Annotated in this window: 15 protein-coding genes and 2 pseudogenes; 8 read left to right on the top strand and 9 right to left on the bottom strand. The window is 65.4% G+C overall.

What is annotated here, in order from left to right:
* Nucleotides 1-21: 21 nt before the first annotated feature.
* From GOALK_RS21560 to GOALK_RS21530, 8 genes and pseudogenes are all read right to left on the bottom strand, one after another.
* Nucleotides 22-1,815, bottom strand: coding sequence for an SDR family oxidoreductase (locus GOALK_RS21560; protein WP_373278726.1), 1,794 nt, complete (start codon nucleotides 1,813-1,815; stop codon nucleotides 22-24).
* A gap of 13 nt (nucleotides 1,816-1,828) precedes the next feature.
* Nucleotides 1,829-3,436 (bottom strand): AMP-binding protein, encoded by a 1,608-nt coding sequence (locus tag GOALK_RS24410; protein ID WP_040004419.1) that lies wholly within the window; start codon nucleotides 3,434-3,436, stop codon nucleotides 1,829-1,831.
* Between the two features lie 120 nt (nucleotides 3,437-3,556).
* Nucleotides 3,557-4,483 (bottom strand): annotated as a pseudogene (locus GOALK_RS24405) (alpha/beta fold hydrolase); the annotation flags it as partial.
* On the bottom strand, nucleotides 4,480-5,568 hold the full coding sequence (locus tag GOALK_RS21550) for a ferredoxin--NADP reductase (RefSeq protein WP_040004418.1): 1,089 nt from the start codon (nucleotides 5,566-5,568) through the stop codon (nucleotides 4,480-4,482). The gene GOALK_RS21550 and the pseudogene GOALK_RS24405, both read right to left, overlap by 4 nt.
* A 51-nt stretch (nucleotides 5,569-5,619) precedes the next feature.
* Complete coding sequence (locus GOALK_RS21545; protein ID WP_006360962.1) at nucleotides 5,620-6,459, bottom strand: SDR family NAD(P)-dependent oxidoreductase; 840 nt, start codon at nucleotides 6,457-6,459, stop codon at nucleotides 5,620-5,622.
* Nucleotides 6,460-6,643: 184 nt separating this feature from the next.
* Complete coding sequence (locus GOALK_RS21540) at nucleotides 6,644-7,705, bottom strand: AurF N-oxygenase family protein (RefSeq protein ID WP_006360961.1); 1,062 nt, start codon at nucleotides 7,703-7,705, stop codon at nucleotides 6,644-6,646.
* 102 nt (nucleotides 7,706-7,807) lie between these two features.
* Complete coding sequence (locus tag GOALK_RS21535) at nucleotides 7,808-8,764, bottom strand: diiron oxygenase (protein ID WP_081474373.1); 957 nt, start codon at nucleotides 8,762-8,764, stop codon at nucleotides 7,808-7,810.
* 210 nt (nucleotides 8,765-8,974) lie between these two features.
* On the bottom strand, nucleotides 8,975-10,219 hold the full coding sequence (locus GOALK_RS21530; protein WP_006360959.1) for a saccharopine dehydrogenase family protein: 1,245 nt from the start codon (nucleotides 10,217-10,219) through the stop codon (nucleotides 8,975-8,977).
* Nucleotides 10,220-10,374: 155 nt separating this feature from the next.
* Here GOALK_RS21530 and GOALK_RS21525 point away from each other — a divergent pair, with 155 nt between their 5' ends.
* The 7 genes and pseudogenes from GOALK_RS21525 (at nucleotide 10,375) to GOALK_RS21495 (ending at nucleotide 15,533) form a co-directional block, all read left to right on the top strand.
* Nucleotides 10,375-10,728 carry a DUF4873 domain-containing protein gene (locus tag GOALK_RS21525; RefSeq protein ID WP_006360958.1) on the top strand — a complete coding sequence of 118 codons (354 nt, stop codon included), beginning with the start codon at nucleotides 10,375-10,377 and terminating at the stop codon, nucleotides 10,726-10,728.
* A gap of 780 nt (nucleotides 10,729-11,508) precedes the next feature.
* Entirely contained in the window at nucleotides 11,509-12,465 is a 957-nt protein-coding gene (locus GOALK_RS24400) for a hypothetical protein (protein WP_232283200.1), read from the top strand.
* A 373-nt stretch (nucleotides 12,466-12,838) separates the two neighbouring features.
* Nucleotides 12,839-13,177 carry an alcohol dehydrogenase catalytic domain-containing protein gene (locus GOALK_RS23185; RefSeq protein WP_006360955.1) on the top strand — a complete coding sequence of 113 codons (339 nt, stop codon included), beginning with the start codon at nucleotides 12,839-12,841 and terminating at the stop codon, nucleotides 13,175-13,177.
* Between the two features lie 192 nt (nucleotides 13,178-13,369).
* A pseudogene (locus GOALK_RS24690) lies at nucleotides 13,370-13,654 on the top strand (zinc-binding dehydrogenase); the annotation flags it as partial.
* A gap of 56 nt (nucleotides 13,655-13,710) precedes the next feature.
* Nucleotides 13,711-14,058, top strand: a complete 348-nt coding sequence (locus GOALK_RS23990) for a VOC family protein (protein ID WP_006360953.1) — start codon at nucleotides 13,711-13,713, stop codon at nucleotides 14,056-14,058.
* 31 nt (nucleotides 14,059-14,089) lie between these two features.
* Nucleotides 14,090-14,740: an NAD(P)-dependent oxidoreductase gene (locus GOALK_RS21500; protein WP_006360952.1), complete on the top strand. Its 651-nt coding sequence runs from the start codon at nucleotides 14,090-14,092 to the stop codon at nucleotides 14,738-14,740.
* A gap of 1 nt (nucleotide 14,741) precedes the next feature.
* Entirely contained in the window at nucleotides 14,742-15,533 is a 792-nt protein-coding gene (locus tag GOALK_RS21495) for an MBL fold metallo-hydrolase (protein WP_006360951.1), read from the top strand.
* Here GOALK_RS21495 and GOALK_RS21490 read toward each other — a convergent pair.
* Nucleotides 15,484-16,263, bottom strand: coding sequence for a TetR/AcrR family transcriptional regulator C-terminal domain-containing protein (locus GOALK_RS21490; RefSeq protein ID WP_232283199.1), 780 nt, complete (start codon nucleotides 16,261-16,263; stop codon nucleotides 15,484-15,486). The genes GOALK_RS21495 and GOALK_RS21490 overlap by 50 nt on opposite strands.
* Before the next feature lie 696 nt (nucleotides 16,264-16,959).
* Here GOALK_RS21490 and GOALK_RS21485 point away from each other — a divergent pair.
* A partial coding sequence (locus GOALK_RS21485) for an IS481 family transposase (protein ID WP_006360949.1) occupies nucleotides 16,960-17,299 on the top strand: 340 nt, incomplete at its 3' end.

Below are 17,299 nucleotides of genomic sequence, written 5' to 3'. Positions count from 1 at the left end.
GTGGCCGGCGCGGCCGGCCCGCTACCGGTCCAATAGGCTCATCCGGGCCGCGGCGAGCCTGGTCAGCTTCGGCGCAAATCTCGAAAAATGGTACTGGACAACGGCTTCCGGAGTAACCGGAACGATCGTCTCGCCGGCCAGGACGGCCCGCAGAATGCGTTCGGCAACCTTGTCCGGTGTGTACCCCCGACGCCGATACAGCGCGTCGAAATGCTGCTGGAGCCGGTGCTCCTCCTCGTCCGAAACACCCGAGAACCTGGTCGTGGCAGTGATGTTGGTGTGCACGACACCCGGACAGACCGTCGTGACCCCGACTCCGCTGCGCGCCAGCTCGGCGCGCAGGCAGTCGGAGAACATGAACACCGCCGACTTGCTCGTGGAGTACGCGCTGAACTCACGCTGCGGTGAATACGCGGCCATGCTGGCCAGATTGACGATCTGCCCACCGAGACCGCGTTCGGACATCGCGCCCGCGAATGCCCTGCACATCCCGATCACGCCCTGCAGGTTGACCTGCAGAACCCGATCGAAGTCCGCCGCCGGGGTCTGCAAGAACGCCCCGGCATGCCCGATGCCGGCATTGTTGACCAGAACGTCGGGAACGCCGTGCTCGGCGATCACCTCGCGCGCATGCTCGTCGACGGATGCGGGATCGGACACGTCGAGTCGGTAGGCGTACGCCACCCCGCCCGCTCTGCCGATCAGCTCGGCGGTTTCGGCCGACGCCGCGGGATCGATGTCGGAGACCACCACTTCGGCACCGGCACCGGCGAACGCGTGCGCGGTCGCCCGGCCGATCCCGCTGCCGGCCCCGGTGACCACGACGAGTTGGTCGGCAAAGGGTCGTCGATCGGTCCCCACCCGCCAGCGCCGCAACGACCGCGGCTCCGTACCGGTCCGCACCGATTCGATCAATTCCTCGGCCGCCTGCGCGACGAGCTCGGGGTGGGAGAACGGCAACCAGTGTCCGCCATGGACCAATCGCAGCCAGAGATCGCCGGTCCAGCGTGGCACGTCGGCGTAACTCCGATACCGGATGGCGGGGTCGCGTTTGCCGATGAGGACCTGTACCGGAACCCGCGTCGGAAGCGGTCGGGCGGTGAGCGGGTTGGTATGCCGCGAGGTCAACGTCGATCGGTAGATCCGTGCACCGTCGACCACATCATGCTCGAAGGTCTCGCCGAGGTGTATCCGCTCGGGCGCGATGCCCTCGGCGGCGGCCTGTTGTCTGCGCCAGCGCCCGGCGCTGACGCCGTACCGAAGCAGGAGGGTCGACAGAACCGGTACCGAGAGGACGATCGAGTACGCGAAGGATGCGAGCGCCGCGACGACATGCCCCACATTCGCGGGAGACGGCCGGAGCAGACGACGCCGCGCCCATGCGGCGAAATGCCCCATACTCGGTCCCGAGATCGACGTGAACGAGGCGACCCGCGCCTGCTCCGGCGGGCGGGTGATCAGTTCCCACGTGGACACGCTCCCCCAGTCGTGGGCGATGATGTGCACCGGCTTGTCGGCGACGTGCGCGATGACCGCCGCGTAGTCGTCGGCGATCCGGCGAGTGGAGATGGCCTGCCGGCCGGACGGCGAACTCGATCGTCCGTGGCCACGATTGTCCACTCGGATCAGTCGATACCTGTCCCGTAGCAGCGGCGCGACACTGTCCCACAACCGATGGCTGTCGGGCCACCCATGCAGGAGGAGAACCGTCTCCCCGTCGGGGTTGCCCTCCTCGTACACGGCGATCCGCACGCCGTCGGGGGTGGTGACGTGATGCCGGACGGCGGCATCGTCGCGTTCGATGGTCGCGCCAATCGGCCGCATAGCGCTACCTCCGCAGGTCTTTGCGGAGAATCTTGCCCGCAGCCGATTTCGGGATGGCCTCGATGAACTCCACCGCACGCACCTTCTTATGCGGCGCCACCTTCGCCGCCACGAACTCGATGACGTCCTCCTCGGTCAGCTCGGCATCGGGCTGCCGGACGACGAACGCCTTCGGGATCTCCTCACCCGTCTCCTCCTCGACCACACCGATGACCGCGGTATCGGCGATCTTCGGATTGGTCAGCAACAACGCCTCGAGCTCGGCAGGCGGCACCTGATAACCCTTGTACTTGATGAGCTCTTTGAGCCGATCCACGATATAGACACAACCGGTGGGATCGATCTGCGCGAGATCACCCGTGTGCAGGAAGCCATCGGCGTCGATGGTCTCGGCGGTGGCCTGCTCGTTGTTGAGATAGCCGAGCATCACATTGGGCCCCTTCACCCACAACTCACCCGGCGCCGACAAACCCTCGACCGGCAGTTCGACCTCGTCGCCGGTCGCGGGATCGACCAGTTTGTTCTCGGTATTCGGGACGGCCCAACCCACCGAGGCGAGCGGGGCGTCGGTGCCGATGCTGTTGCGGCCGCCGTCGAACGGGATCAGATGACTGACCGGGCTCAGCTCACTCATGCCGTATCCCTGCAGGACCGTTGCGCCGATCCGCCGCCCCACCGCCTCGCCGAGCTCTTGATCCAGCGGTGCCGCACCGGACAGAATCGTGTGCAGGGACCCGAGATCGAAGTCGTCGACGATGGGATGCTTGGCGAGCGCGACGGCGACCGGCGGAGCGATGAACGCATAGGTGACCTTGTAGGTCTGGATGTTCCGCAGGAACTCGACGAGGTCGAATTTCGGCATCACCACGAGGCTTGCGCGGGCCTGGAGCGCCGCGTTCAGCAGAACGGTCATCCCGTAGATGTGGAAGAACGGCAGCACCGCCACGATCACATCGTCGCCGTTCATACCCTGCAGCGGCCGGATCTGGGCGACGTTGGCGACCAGGTTGCGATGACTGAGCTTGACACCCTTCGGATTTCCCGTCGTACCCGACGAATATGGCAGCACCGCAACATGAGTCGCGGTGTCAAAGGAGACCTCCGGCGGCGCCACGGCGACACCCAGGACATCCGCGGCGTTCGGATGGTCGGACCCGTCCTGTCCCGCACCGTCGAGCACGACCAGGTTGTCAGGGGAGATACCCACCACCGATGCGGCCTCGACGGCTTGCGGATACAGCGCCGAGATCGTCACCAGGGCCTTGGCTCCCGAGTCGCGGAGTTGCTTGGCGATCTCGCCCGCGGTGAACAGGGCGTTGATCGTCGTGGCCGTCGATCCGGCCCGCAGCACGCCGTGGAATACCGCGGCGAATGCCGGAATATTCGGCGAGAGGATGCCCACGACGGTGCCGGCACCGAGTCCCCGCACCGCCAGCCAGCCGGCGACGGAGTCGATCTGACCGATCAGTTGCTCGTAGGTCGTGGTCACCCCGGAATGCGGATCGATCAGCGCAACCCGCGCCCGGTCCTCTGCCCCGATGCTTGCGAACAGGAAGTCGTAGATGCTCTGATCCGGGATGTCGACATCGTCGAACGGGCTTGTCAGGGACACGGTGCGTTCTCCTTCGGGGGATTGCCTAACGGGTGCTGACGATGGGGTGGAAAGCGGAGCGCCCTGCGGCGATGCCGGTGCGGCATGCACCAGGGTGCGTAGGCGGCCCACCACCGCCCGCGTCCGTTCGTAGGGGAGCATGTGACCCGCTCCGTCCAAGACGGTCAGGGTCGCGGACGGAAGCGCCGCGGCGAGTGCGAATGCGTGTCGCACCGGGGTCTGGCGGTCGCTCGTGCCACCGAGGACCACGGTAGGCTTACGCGCGAACACCGACAGTGCCGTCAGTCGTTCGTGCGCCGCCAGATCGATGCCGAACCCGCGCCGTGCCCCGGCACCGGCCGCCTGGCTCTGCAGCAGCGCACGCTCGAGGTCGTGGCGGCGAGCTCCCCGGCCGAACATCGCCAGCCGGACGCCCAGGAGTGCTGCGCGTTCCTGCCGTGGGTTCGTCGCGGCGGCCTCCATCCGAGTCAGGGTCGACTCCCACCACCGGTGGAAGGCACCGTAATTGCGCAGCCGCCGGAAGAACGGTCCGGCGCTGGTCGCGACGAAACCGACTCCCCTGACCCGGGTCTCGACGATCTCGGGATATTTGGCACCCAGCTCCATCAGCGTCATCGCGCCCATCGAATGACCGGCGAGCACAAGGTCACCCGTGGGTACCTCCGATCCGATGAGCTCATACAGATCCGTGGCCAGCTGCTCGATGGTGGTCGTACCCGGGCGGGCGAGATCCGACTCGCCGTGGTTGCGATGGTCGTAGGTCAGCACTCGAAGCTCTGGTTCCGTCCGCCGCAGATGGTCGACCACGTCATCCCATGTGCGGTGGTCCAGTGTCCACCCATGCGCGAGCACCAGCGTCACCTTCGCCTCCGCCGGGCCCGAATCCCACACGGCGAGTGCGGTTCCGTCCGAGGTCGTGAATCGTCGCCGTGCCGTCGTCGATGGACCCGAGTCGGGCTTGTCGACCTGGAATTGCGTTGACGACACCGTTCCTCCTGTGGTGGCTTCATGCGGGTGGGTGACCCGTCGGGACCTGGTGTAGCTCATTGATCGAATGCGATGTCGACGTCATCACTGATGGGCACGGCCTGACACGCCAATGTCAGACCGGCACGCAGATCAGCATCGACGAGGGTGTCGTTGCGAAGCATCTTCACCTCGCCGCTGCGGACCGTACATGCGCACGCACTACACGCACCTTCCCGGCAGGAGTATGGCGCGTCGTACCCCTTGCTGAGCAGGAGATCGAGCAGCTTGGTGTGACGTGGCCATTCGAGTCGCACCCGCTCACCGTTCAGCTCGACCGTCGCGGATGCATGTCCGTCGGCCTCCACGTCGCCGACCACGATGTCGGCGAACGGATCGCCGGTGAGCGACCGGTAGGTCTCGATGTGCACCTTGGCATCGCTCATCCCGATATCCGCCAGCGCCCGACGAACGACGTCCATGAACGGGGTGGGACCACAGATGTAGGTGTCGTAGTGCGAGTATGCGGCCAAGATCTCCGACAACTCCCGCGTATTGGGCAGTCCGCGCTCGGATTCCAGCCAATGCGTCACCGTGAACCGATCCGGGAACTCCGCCATGATCTCCGCGAGTTCCGCACCGAAGATGACCGAATCCTCGTCCTTGTTCGCGTAGAAGAGAAATACCGTCCCGGCACCACTGATCAGCGCGGATTTGGCGATGGACAGCATCGGCGTGATGCCACTGCCTGCCGCGATCAACAGCAGATCGACATCGAGCGTCTTGGGCGTGAAGACCCCCGACGGCGTCAGCACGGTCAGTATAGACCCTTCGGACACGTTGTCGCACAACCAGTTCGATGCGTATCCATCCGGCGTGCGCTTGACCGTGACCACCAGGTCGTCGTCGAGGTGTGGCGAACTGGACAACGAGTAGCAGCGCGCGACCGAGCCCGTCTGGTCGCTGGGTATCCGGAGCGTCAAGAACTGACCCGGGTGATAGCGGAACTTCGATGCGAGCGTCTCCGGGACCTCGAAGACCAGGGAGACCGCGTCACCCGTCTCGACGATGACCTCGACGACCGTCAGGTTGTGGACATGCGAGTTACGCGCGACCCGTGCGGGTCTCGGGTCCTCGGCGTCGGACTGCTTGGCTGTGGGGACCAGATCAAGATCGTCGGTCACGGTATCGACACCTCCGAATGTGTTCCGCGGGCGTCAGCCGAGCCGGTCCGCGGCACCGGCGCGCCGAGCCAGTCGCGCCGCGATGTCCTCGTAGCGGGGCCCGATCACCCGTGGTATCAGGTCGAATAGCCGTGCGTCCGGACCGATCAGCACCCGAGGCGCATTACGGCGCACACCTTTGAGGATGGCCGTGGCGGCCGAGTCCGGCTTGGTGAAGGCGATCTTTTCGAACTGCCGCCCGGCTTCGGCGATCTCGTCGGGTGAGCGGCCCGCACCTCGGCCGTTGACGACAATGTTGGTCTTGATTCCGCCCGGATGAACACACGTGACGCCGACGTTGTGGCCGGCGATGATCATCTCCTGCCGCAAGGATTCAGTGAAGCCACGAACCGCGAACTTCGCTGCATTATAGGCGCTTTGGGAGGGAATACCCATCAGGCCGAACACCGAGGAGACATTGACCAGATGCCCGTCCCCGGATGCGATCAGGTCGGGCAGGAACGCCTTGGTGCCATGGGCCACACCCCAGAAGTCGATGCCGAAGAGCCAGTCGAAATCCTCCCAGGTCATCTCCTCCACCGTCGCACCCAACGACACACCGGCGTTGTTGACGACGAGATTGACCGGCCCGAATTCACTCCGGACGGCGCCTGCGTAATCGAGCACAGCGCGTCGGTCGGCGACATCGAGCTCATGCGACACCACGGCTACACCCGCCTTGTCGCACCGCCCCGCGGTCTCGGCCAGTCCTGCTGAATCGATGTCGGACAAGGCGAGATTGGTACCGTGATCGGCAAGCCGTAAGGCCAGTGCCCGGCCGATCCCAGACCCTGCCCCCGTGATCACGGCAGTCTTGTTGGTGAAGTCGCGCATCGCTGTATCCGGTCCTTACATTCATGGTCGACCCGCGGCGGCGCCGAGGGTGGTCTGGGTGCGGTCGAAGGCGCGATCGGCGGGGATGCCGACGCGTCGGTGGGCTGCGCAAAGGGGGACACCTGTCGTGCCAACACCCCCCCGACGCGGGCAGCGTAGTTCTGCGGCTAACGCCGGAGCGTGGTCACGCGGCGCGCGCAGCCACCCGATTGATCTCGTCGAGCATGTCGCCGGGCAGCGCCCTGGACATCTTGAAGAGTCGGGTTGTGAAGCGGCCCTTGATCATTCCCACGTCATAAAGGAACCGCAGGAGTGGCTCCGAGACAAAGATCGCATTCTCGCGATAGTGGTCGCTGGTGAAGGCCGCCAGGAACCCCCGGAGCGGATGGATGCCGACGGACCGATAGACACCGGGATTAACGATCATCGGCTGCAACATCAAGTGCTGGAACGCGAACAGCCCACGATGAAACGCGTTGGACACCCGGCCACGGTCCTGAATCGCGCGGACCAGTTCCTCGCGCGCGTAGGTGATGTGCCGCGCCTCTTCGAGCACGTGGATCTTCATCAGTTGCCGCATATGCGGCTGCAGGTCCGCGTCGTTCATCATCTCGCGCTGCAACCGGTCGAGAACTTCCTCGATCAACAGCGTCCCGGCGAGGACCGCCGGCCCCCGCGGGATGAATCCCGCCATGCGGGTCATCAGGTTGACACCAACCGCTTTGGGCATCTTGTACGGCGCGACCCCCGCCTTGTTGATCGCTCGCCCGAACATCGTGGAGTGACGCGTCTCTTCGGCGACCTCCGCCAGCGCGTATCGACTGTGGTCGTCCACCAGCTCGTTGCTCTCGATAACTGTGCGCAAGAGCATGGTGCTCAGCATGACCTCGGCGAAGATTCCGTAACTGAGGATCGCGACCATCTCGTGTTTGCCGAGGGTGTTGCGTTGCTCCTCCGACAACTTGTTCCACAGCCGACTTCCGTACAAGGTCTGCCGGTGATCGGCAATCCACTTCTTGTCGGGTGCGATCTCCGCGTCCCAGTCGATATCGAGTTCCCCGTCGTACGCCCGGTCGGCGGTCGAGCGCAGGAGTCGTTGGGCGGTCTTCTGTCGGTCTCCGACGTTTCTGGCGGTTGTCGAAGATGCGCCGGCCAGATTCACCACGTTGGGGCGATCGGCGATCGTTCCACGACCGGCAGTCGGGGCGGCTTCAATGGTCACGATATCTCCGTTCGTGAAGGACACTGTCTGGCAAACTCGATACGCTCGGTATGTGATACCGGCGGTCCGAGATCAAGTGTGTCGCCCGTCTCACCGGAAGTCAAGAGTGTTTTTCGGTCCGCATTGTCAGGCGACGCGGCCCAGCCTCAAGGCAATCCGGTCGACGCGGCCGAACAGTCCGGCGTCGTCCGCCGCATCGGCCGCAGCACCCGCGAAAAGCCTTGTGCGAGCCCTGTACTGACGGCCCAGGAATGCTGCCAGCGTGGCTCGTGTGCGCGATATGCCGACCTGCTCGTATATCGAGCGGCTGATGAGGAGAGGTCCGATGGCGATGAGCAGAACCAGCGATAGGATCGCCTGCACCCGATTGGAGAACCCCCCGCCCGTAGCGACTGCCTCGTCGAGTTCGGAGCGACCGAACTCGGCGTGCCGGCCTCCGGCCACCGCGTGGATCTTCATCAACTGCAACACATGCGGCTGGACGTCCTCCGCATGCGCGATCGCTTGAGCGATCGCGCTGACGAACTCCGTGGCCAGGAGGATCAGGACACGGCTCAGAGGTCCGACAGGTGTCAGCAACACGTAACGGGCGAGGCGGTCGGCGCGCCGCTGGTCCAGGTCCGGTTCAACACCCGTCCGATTGATCAAGCGACTGAACATCGTGACGTTGCGCGATCGTTCGTTGATGGTCGCCAAGAGATATCTGGTCCGATCGTCGGCGTAGCCCTGTTCCCGCGCGATCGTCCTGAAGGTCAGCATCGACACGGCCGATTCCAGGTACATCGCGATCTTGAGAATCTGCACCAACTCCCGCCGCGCCAGATCGTCACGCTGGGCTCCACTCAGGGAGTTCCACACGCGTGTTCCGTACAGCGATGTGAGCTCCGCCGGCATCCACGGCACGTCGGGAAGCGGGTCCCTGTCCCATGCGATGTCGAGTTCGCCATCGTAGTTGTCGTCCACCACCTCGAAGAGCAACCGCTGCGCCGCCAGCTGCCGCTCCGCCATGGACCTGCGACGACGCACTTCTCCACCGGATCGTGTCCGCGGAACGGGGAACTCCCGTTCGATGTCATATGCCATGCCAAATCCTCCCGGTGCGGCCTCGCGCACAACAGAGTCGTGGGCTCATGCGAGCCCGTCGCAGGCCGGTCCGCGCCACGGTTCGTACGGAACCAAACCTAGTACTGACGGTATCGCATACCGTCGGTAGGATTTTTGCTCTTCCGCGGGTGGATGTCAACGCCCGTCGGCCGAGCCGGATCTCGCCGGCCCGTCCGCTCCGACCGCCATTCAGTCGAGTCGTGCGACGTCGAACTCCACACCGGCGGCGGACAACCGCGCACAGAGACGATCCCCCAATGCGACCGCGGGGGTGAGGACCCCGGCCCTGTCCGGGAGTTCGGCGGTGTCGAGGGCGAGGGCGAGCCCGGTCTCCCCGAGCATCACCGATGTCGCCGCATAGCCCGGGTCGCCCCGCATCGCGAACCGGGCGCGGTACCGTGCGCCGCTGCTGGTCGTCGTGAACGTGTCGGTGGCGAAGTGGCCACGCGCCCGTGCCCGTGCATCGGGTCCCGAACCCGGTTGAGGCCCCAGCCGGTCGAGCCAACGCCGCGGTATGTATCGGACCGCCGGCGTCAGCGCCGCGTTCACGGCACCGCCGCCCGCTATCGCCGACGCTCTGAGCAATCCACCGACGCCGGTGCCGGTGGACATCAGTTCCGAATAGCGGAAGTCACGTCCGTACCGCCAGTCGAACAGTGCGTTGCTGCGCCGGACGACCCGGGTGTTGTGCGGGCCCATGAAGAAGCTGGCCGCCCAGCCGTCCAGTTCCGGGGAGACATCGCCCGCGGGCCGGACCTCGTGTTCGGACCTGTTGGCGACCGAAGGCTCGCCCAACCGATCCGGGGTCATGGTGTACGGGTCCCGAGACAGACGCCGAGCCTCACGATCACGCGCCACCAGCAGGGCCTGGGCCTTACCCGAGGCCACCGTCCCGCCGCTCATACCACCCCGAAAGGCCCGCAGGACAAGCACGGTGTCGCCGAGTTCACCCTCGGCGTCGCGGGTCGCCCGCCGATACAGCTGGTAGACACTCAGATCCGAGGGGATCGAATCAAACCCGCAACTGTTCACGATCCGTGCGCCGCTCTCGCGCGCGAGTTTGTCACAGCCGTCGATACACCATCGGGTGAACATCGGCTCGCCGGTGAGGTCCGCGTAGTGGGTGCCGGCCTTCGCACACGCCTCGACCAACGGCAAACCGTAAGTGAGATACGGTCCGACCGTCGACACGATGACCGAGGCGCGGGCGGCAAGCACATCGAGGGAGCCGGCATCGGTGGCGTCCGCACGGGCGATCTCCCACCCCGCGACCCTCGCACCGAGGCTCTCCCGAATGCCCGCCAGCGACCGCTCGTCACGCCCGGCGAGCGCAACCCGAAGCTCCGGCGGTGCCGACCGGGCTACGTAGTCGGCGGTCAGACGGCCGACGAAGCCGGTCGCGCCGTATAGGACGAGGTCGAACTCACGCGCCATCACAGGCCCTCCCGAAGGTTGTCGTCTCCATGTACTACCGGATACCGAAAGTATCGCATACCATCGGTACCAGTTAGCTTCAATTGACGGTCGAGGTGCCGGTTCAGTGCGTCGGCACTCGCACATCGGTTTCCCGGACGGAAAGGCCACAGACCATGAGCAGTGTCTTCACGCACAGCCCGCATGAGAACTCCGACTACATCGGCGACGCGACGATCATCGTGCGGGGCACGGAGATCCCCGCACACATCGAACTCAAGGGCTACCGCGAACCCATCGATGGAATCTTCCGATGGATCGGCAGGGTGTCGGCCAACGACCAGCTGACCGAGATTCTCGGCGATGCCCAACGCACCAAGGTCACCGTGCGGACCAGCCACAGCGCACGACCCGCCTTCATCGGCGATCCGGACCCGTGGAATCGGTATCGCATCATCGGAAAAAGCACACCCCCTTACCATGTGCCGATCGAACTATCCGAGATCGAGGGGGACGACGGCGCGGAGTAGCGATCGCCGAATCCGGGCACCGCGGCGTGCAGCCCGAAACCTGGCGATCGGCCTTGCCGGAACGGCGTTCTACGACAAGCGTGGCTGGATCAGAACCGCCGGATCGGGACGAGGGGGGCGGGGTGGCCTGACGTCCGCACAGCGCGCATGCCACCGCGGCCAGCCATTCGCGACGCGCTACCGTCCCGCGTGGAACGGATCGGTGATCCGGCCCAATACGGGAAACTCCACACGCACCCCGTCGCGCGCACCGCGAGCGGTGCGGAGTCAGCGGTCGATCGAGCCCGCGCGTGAAGTTGTCCCAGTGAATCGGGATCACCCTGCGCGCGCCGGTGTCGGCGACATAGGTGCGCCAGTACGTGTCGCGGAAGCTCGGCGATTGTTTGCCGAGGGTTCCGATGCCCAGATACACCGTGTCGGCGCGACGGCCGTCTAGTGCGCCGGCGCGCATGTTCGCACTGGCGTGGATCATCAGCCCCGCGCCACCGTATTCCACGTGCAGCGTGTAGCAGTCCCCGGTCCGGTAGTCGATTGCCCGGGCACCCGGTGTGAGCGGTGCGTCGATCGTCCCGGGTGCGAGATCGCCGGGACTGTGTACCGCCGGCAGCGCGCTCAGCGTGAACCGGCCGAGCCGGACCGGCTCCCCGACGGTGACGAGATCGAAATTCGAGTCGTCGAAGCCGTTTCCGCGTGCTATGTTGCGCGTCGATTCCGAACCCAGTACCGGGCACCGGTCATCGCCGCGACGTCGGGAGCGTCGAGTGCGTGATCGTAGTGGGAGTGCACGACGAATACCGCGTCGACGGCACCGATCCCGAATCTGTTGAGTGCGGCCCGGATCTTCTTGCGATCCGGTCGAATACGGCCGGCACGAACCCGAGGAAGGCCCGGGCGGGTGAAGAATCCGTCTGTGAGGATGGTCGTGGCGCCGTCGGTGAGCAGCATCGTCGACACCCCGAGGAAACGCACTCGGAGCTCGCCATCGGCGAGCGGTGCAGGCAAAGCGTAATCAGCTCGGATACGACCGGCGTGGGTAACACCGCACCCGGTGAAACCCCGTCCGATCTGGACCATCGGCCCGACGACGAGCCGACGACGCAGACGCACGGCCCCGACGAACTCGATTCGGAGACCACGGACGATACCGCGTCGGCTGCGACGCGGGACGAACCCACGAAGAAGTCGAATGATGGTCCGCACCGGGGTCGCCGCAACCGCACCCTCTCGGTGTCGATGTCCGCACTCGGCTGGGCAATCACAGTGGTTGCGGTCACCGCCGTGGCCATCGCCTTTGCCGCCCTGTATTTCTCGGCCCGCGCTGACATCTCCGCGGAACAGCGGCGAGCAGCCGACACCAGCCACGCCGAACGCATCGCCGCCGACTACGCAACCGGTGCCGCGACAATCCAGTACTCGGATATGGGCGGATGGCTGAACCGGCTCAAGGCGAACACGACACCCCAGCTCGCCAACAAATTCGACGCCACCGCACCGAAGCTGGACGAGATCCTCGCCCCGTTGAAATGGTCGTCCACGGCGTCGCCGATTGCCGCCAAGGTGATCTCCGAATCGAACGGGATCTACAAGGTGAACGTCTTCCTCACCGTCAATTCCACCAATTCGCAAAGCCCCGACGGCGGGCAGACAACCGTCACCTACAGCATCACGCTGGACCGGAACAACGATTGGAAGATCACCGACGTCGGCGGAATCGACGGCGCGCTACCCGGCCCCTGAGTTCGGACAGGCTGCCGGTATCGCGGTCCCCGACGCGTGGATCAGCGACCCTCCCGCCGCCGGTGGCGGGACGAGCTAGGTGACCCCCGATGGCTGAGGTGCGAGGAGCGCAAGCGACGAGCCTCGAAGCCCTCGTCGAGCCAACAACACCGAGGGACTATCAAACCCCCCTCGGTTGCACCCCAGCGGTCGCGCCGGTACCGCATTGCTAAAACCTACATTGTAGGCTTGGTATTTGTGGCGTGGACAACACCATGGCGGCGGCCTGTCCGTTCATGTGTCCTGCCACTCATCGGTTCGATCATGCCCATTGCGATGCACCACACCCTTGACGACCACCTTCCGACCACCTATGCCGACAGAGGAGACGACCATGCGCGCACTGATCGGTGGCACCGGACCGGACTGGACACTCGAGGAGATCGACCCGCCTGAGCAACTCGGCGCGCTCCGGGTTCAAGTGATGGCGGCCGGCCCCAATCGCGCCGACCTCTACGCGCTGGAGGGAAGCTACACCGCCAACTCGCAGGCGGAGGGTCGCTATACGGCCGGTATGGAGGTGGCAGGCGTGGTCGAGACCGGCAGTCTGCTCGCCGGGAATCTACCCGCCGGGACCAGGTTCATGGGGATCGCCGTCGGCGCCTTCGCCGATCGCGCGATCTGCGACCCGCGCCTGGTGGTTCCGATTCCCGAACCACTCAGTTTCACCTAGGCAGCCACCCTGCCCATCGGGCTCATCACCGAGCATGATGCGCTTGTCACGCAGGCCGGCTTCACGGCGGGCAACACGGTCCTCGTCGTCGGCGGCACCAGCTCCATCGGCCTGATCGGAATCCAGTTGGCCAAGGCACTCGGCGCCGGACAGGTGCTGGCCACCACCACGTCGGAGAGCATATGATCTGCGCTGCTCGACGCGGGCGCCGACGTCGCGATCAACACGGGAGCCCATAATCTGACGGACGCCGTCCTCGAGGCGACCGGTGGTGCCGGCGCCGACATCACCCTCGACCACGTCGGCGGGGAGCTGTTCGCGCAGCTCTCGGGCGCGACCGCCATCGGCGGCACGATCGTGAGCATCGGTGCCCTATCGGGCACCAAGACCGACCTCGACCTGGACTCGATCGTCTTCCGCCGTCAGCATCTGATCGGCACCACGTTCAGCATTCGGACCCGCTCGGAGCTGGCGGCGGTCGCTACCGCGCTGCCCGACGAGATCGAGCTCATCACACCGGTGAACGACGCGCCATGTACCGGGACTTCCTCGACGCCGGACACGCGCGCGTCCAGCACATCGCATACTGGAACGATTCCTTCCAAGAACTCCACGACCGGGCGGTCGCCGCTGGCTTCACCGTGGGCCAAGAGGGCCAGATCGGCGGCGCGGATGGACGATTCGCGTATCTTGAGACCGAGCACCATCCGGCATCGGTGGTGGAGATCTCCGATGTCGGAGGAACCAAGAAGTTCGTGTTCGACCTGATCAAGCTGGCGACAGCCAACTGGGACGGCAGTAGCCCCATCCAGGAGATCGACGCCAGTCTCATCCGAGGCGACCCGACGGCCCTGGCCGAGATCATGGAAGTCCTGGCGTGATCTCCGGGACAGTACACAACCACAAGGAGTCATGATGAAGATCGCATTGGTGGGCGCTACCGGCAATGTCGGGTCCGCGACCCTCCGCGAGGCGGTAGCGGCCGGACACGAGGTGGTGGCATTCGCACGACGCCCCGACGCGGTGGAGAAGATCGACGGCGTTCGCGTCGTCGAGGGTGCACTCGACGACGTCGCGGGGCTCACCTCGGCGATAACCGGCTCCGATGTGCTCGTCGCGGCCGTCACCGGCCCGGTCCGTGACAAGACATTCGCCCAACGTACCGTGCCCAACCTGATTGCTGCGGTGCGCGATTCGGGTGTCGGACGGCTGGTCCTGGTGTCCGCCTTCGGAGCCGGCGACACGGCACTCAAGGCGTCGCCATTCGCCCGTGCACTCTATCGCACGGCGCTCAAGGGGTTCTTCGACGACAAGGCGGCAGCCGAGGAACTGCTCCCGGCATCAGGAATCAACTGGACGGCGGTCTACCCGGTGAACCTCAAAGCGGGACAACCCGTATCGGAATGGGCGGCCGAGCCGATCGAGAAGGTCAAGAAGGTCCCCGGTCTGCCCACCCTGCCCTATTCGAACGTCGCCAAGACACTCGTGCAGCTGGCAACAGATCAAGGCGCCAGTGGCCGCCGGATACTCGTCACGACGAAGTCGGGCTGGAAAGCCGTCTGAGGTGAAGGTTCACCACCTCAACTGCGGCACGATGCGGCCCTGGGCGACGCCGGACGGGCTCGTCTGCCATGTGCTGCTCATCGAGACCGCCAACGGCCTGGCTCTGGTGGACTCCGGATTCGGTCTCGCGGACGGACCGCAGCGGAAGACGCGGATGGGCTCGGCCCGGCACTATGTGCGTCCCGTGTTTGACCCAGACGAAACAGCCATCCGGCAATTGACGTCCCTGGGGTATGAGCCCACGGACGTCCGTGACATCGTGCTGACGCACTTCGACGCCGACCACATCGGCGGACTATCCGACTTCCCCTGGGCGAGAGTGCATCTCACCGCAGCCGAGATCCATGCCGTGCAGGCACGCGAGACATTCGTCGAGCGGCGGCGGTACCATCCCGGCGCGATCGACGAAGTCGATGTGGTCGCTCACTCCCCCGTCGCCGGGGAGAAGTGGCACGGATTAGACGCCGTCATCGAGCTCTCCGAGATCTCGGCAGGGGTGCTACTCGTCGCGCTACCCGGACATTCGCGGGGGCACGCCGCCGTGGCCGTGCAGGCCGGCGATCGCTGGGTCATCCATGTCGGCGACAGCTTCTACCACCACGGACAGATCGACGGGACCGGGCACGCCCCGTTGGCGCTGACCGCGATGGAGCGCGTCATCGCCCGTGACTGGCGCAAGGTGGTGTCGAATCACCGCCGCCTCAGCGAACTCTGGGCGGCCGGCGATCCCCAGTTGACGATCGTCAATGCCCACGATCCCCACTTGCTGGCGCTCGCCCGCCAAGCGTCGTGACGTCGATTTCGGCACCCGCGCGGGGCACCGGTGTCCATCCCGGGGCCCCATCGGGTGGCAGTCGATCGATGGCATCGAGCAGGAGCCGCAGACCGAATTCGAACTCTTGCTCGTGGTCACATACGGATAGCTGAGCCGCGGCCGCGGTCACCGCAGGCAATCCCGAGGCCTCGAGATCGGCACGGCGCACGGCGCTCCCCTCGTGATCGGCGCTGCTGAATGTGGGGCCCGCGTCCACCTCGCGCATCAGGGTGCCGACGAGAAAGGCCAGCGCCATACGCAGGATGTGCACTGCTTGCGCGGCCGAGTAACCGCGCGCGAGCATCGGTGTCAACGCGGCTTCGATCGGCGCCAGCGCGGTCAGCGAGTCGAGTTGTCGGGTGAGGACGATCGGAGCGGCGCGCGGATGCTCCAGCATCGCAGTGCGGAACTCGCGGGCAAGGCGGTCCAGCGCACTTTTGGGCCCGTCGAGCGCTTGACCGGAACCCAGTTTGGCGAGGAGCAACTCGGCGATGCCGTCGAGTATCGCCTCCTTCCCGTTCACGTGGTTGTACAGACTCATTGGGTCGACGGACAGGCGCCTGGCCACCTTACGCATGCTGATCGAATCGAGTCCGTCCTCGTCGATGACATCGAGAGCAGCTCGCAACACACGTTCGCGAGTGAGGGTTTCACTGCCCCGCCGTGGCCTGCCACGGCGCTTGGCAGGGGGCGGTATCGTCGGGCTCACGCAGACAGTGTGCCCGACGGACAAATGAACTACAATGTAGGTTTTAATGGGGACGCCTGGGGCCATACGTCAGCGCACGGCTTCGGGGGCGACGAGCAGCTCGTGATCGAAGCCGCAGAGGACATCACTCGTAACGTCAAACTGCGCGATGACCTGCTCGACGCCCTGCGGGATCGCTTCGGATCCGCTTGCGGGCCTCGCGTAGTCCCGCAGACTCGGTCGAGGTCATCCCTGGGCTGCGGCCCTCATCGATGACCCTCGTCGCATCCACTTGTGCAATGTCATCGGAATGCACACCGAAGTCCTTGGCGACCTGCTCGATCGTGACGCCATTGCCACGATCACGGGCCACCCGGACCACATCGTCACGGAACTCCTGGGGCTACGGCTTGGGCACCGCTACATCCTTCCCGACCACCCGCAGGGGCAAGCCAGATCAAGATGTCACCTACCCGTGCAGCAGTCCCTACCGGCCGCAAACCAGGCAGAACTGAACGATCCCACCACTACAATTTCAAACTCGGCGACTCCGAACTCGGAGGCAACTCATCAGCCGACCTCACATCGAATCTGACGGGTTTGAGCAGCTAGGTGTAACTCTTGGGGAGGTTGTGAACGGCGTGGTGCCGGTCAACAGGTGAGGGCCTCCGGTATCGATGTGGTTACCACACACACGCCGATCACCAAGAGGCCCTCATGACCCACCGTAATGCCTTTCTCACCGAACGTGGCCGTCTGTCCCTGGCTCAGTGCGTCGTCGACCAGGGTTGGCCTCTACGACGGGCCGCCGAACAGTTCAACTGCTCACCGGCCACGGCCAAGAAGTGGGCCGACCGCTACCGGCAGACCGGTGAGGCCGGCATGGCAGATCGGTCCAGCCGCCCCCACCGGTCACCCCATCAGCTCCCGGTGCGCCGGGAACGTCGAATCATCAAGTTGCGGTTCCTGCGTCGCTGGGGCGCTGCACGAATCGCTGCGCACCTGCGGCTGGCGAAATCGACCGTTGAGGCGGTGTTGCGCCGGTATCGGATGCCGC

Source organism: Gordonia alkanivorans NBRC 16433, from assembly GCF_000225505.1.
GTDB lineage: Bacteria > Actinomycetota > Actinomycetes > Mycobacteriales > Mycobacteriaceae > Gordonia > Gordonia alkanivorans.
This window is presented reverse-complemented; position numbering and strand designations above follow the sequence as displayed.

Excerpts from the sequence above, each read along its gene's own strand:
- GOALK_RS21545 (WP_006360962.1), bottom strand. The coding sequence starts at position 6,459 with ATGCGCGACTTCACCAACAAGACTGCCGTGATCACGGGGGCAGGGTCT.
- GOALK_RS21535 (WP_081474373.1), bottom strand. The coding sequence starts at position 8,764 with ATGGCATATGACATCGAACGGGAGTTCCCCGTTCCGCGGACACGATCC.
- GOALK_RS21530 (WP_006360959.1), bottom strand. The coding sequence starts at position 10,219 with ATGGCGCGTGAGTTCGACCTCGTCCTATACGGCGCGACCGGCTTCGTC.
- GOALK_RS21525 (WP_006360958.1), top strand. The coding sequence starts at position 10,375 with ATGAGCAGTGTCTTCACGCACAGCCCGCATGAGAACTCCGACTACATC.
- GOALK_RS23185 (WP_006360955.1), top strand. The coding sequence starts at position 12,839 with ATGCGCGCACTGATCGGTGGCACCGGACCGGACTGGACACTCGAGGAG.
- GOALK_RS23990 (WP_006360953.1), top strand. The coding sequence starts at position 13,711 with ATGTACCGGGACTTCCTCGACGCCGGACACGCGCGCGTCCAGCACATC.
- GOALK_RS21500 (WP_006360952.1), top strand. The coding sequence starts at position 14,090 with ATGATGAAGATCGCATTGGTGGGCGCTACCGGCAATGTCGGGTCCGCG.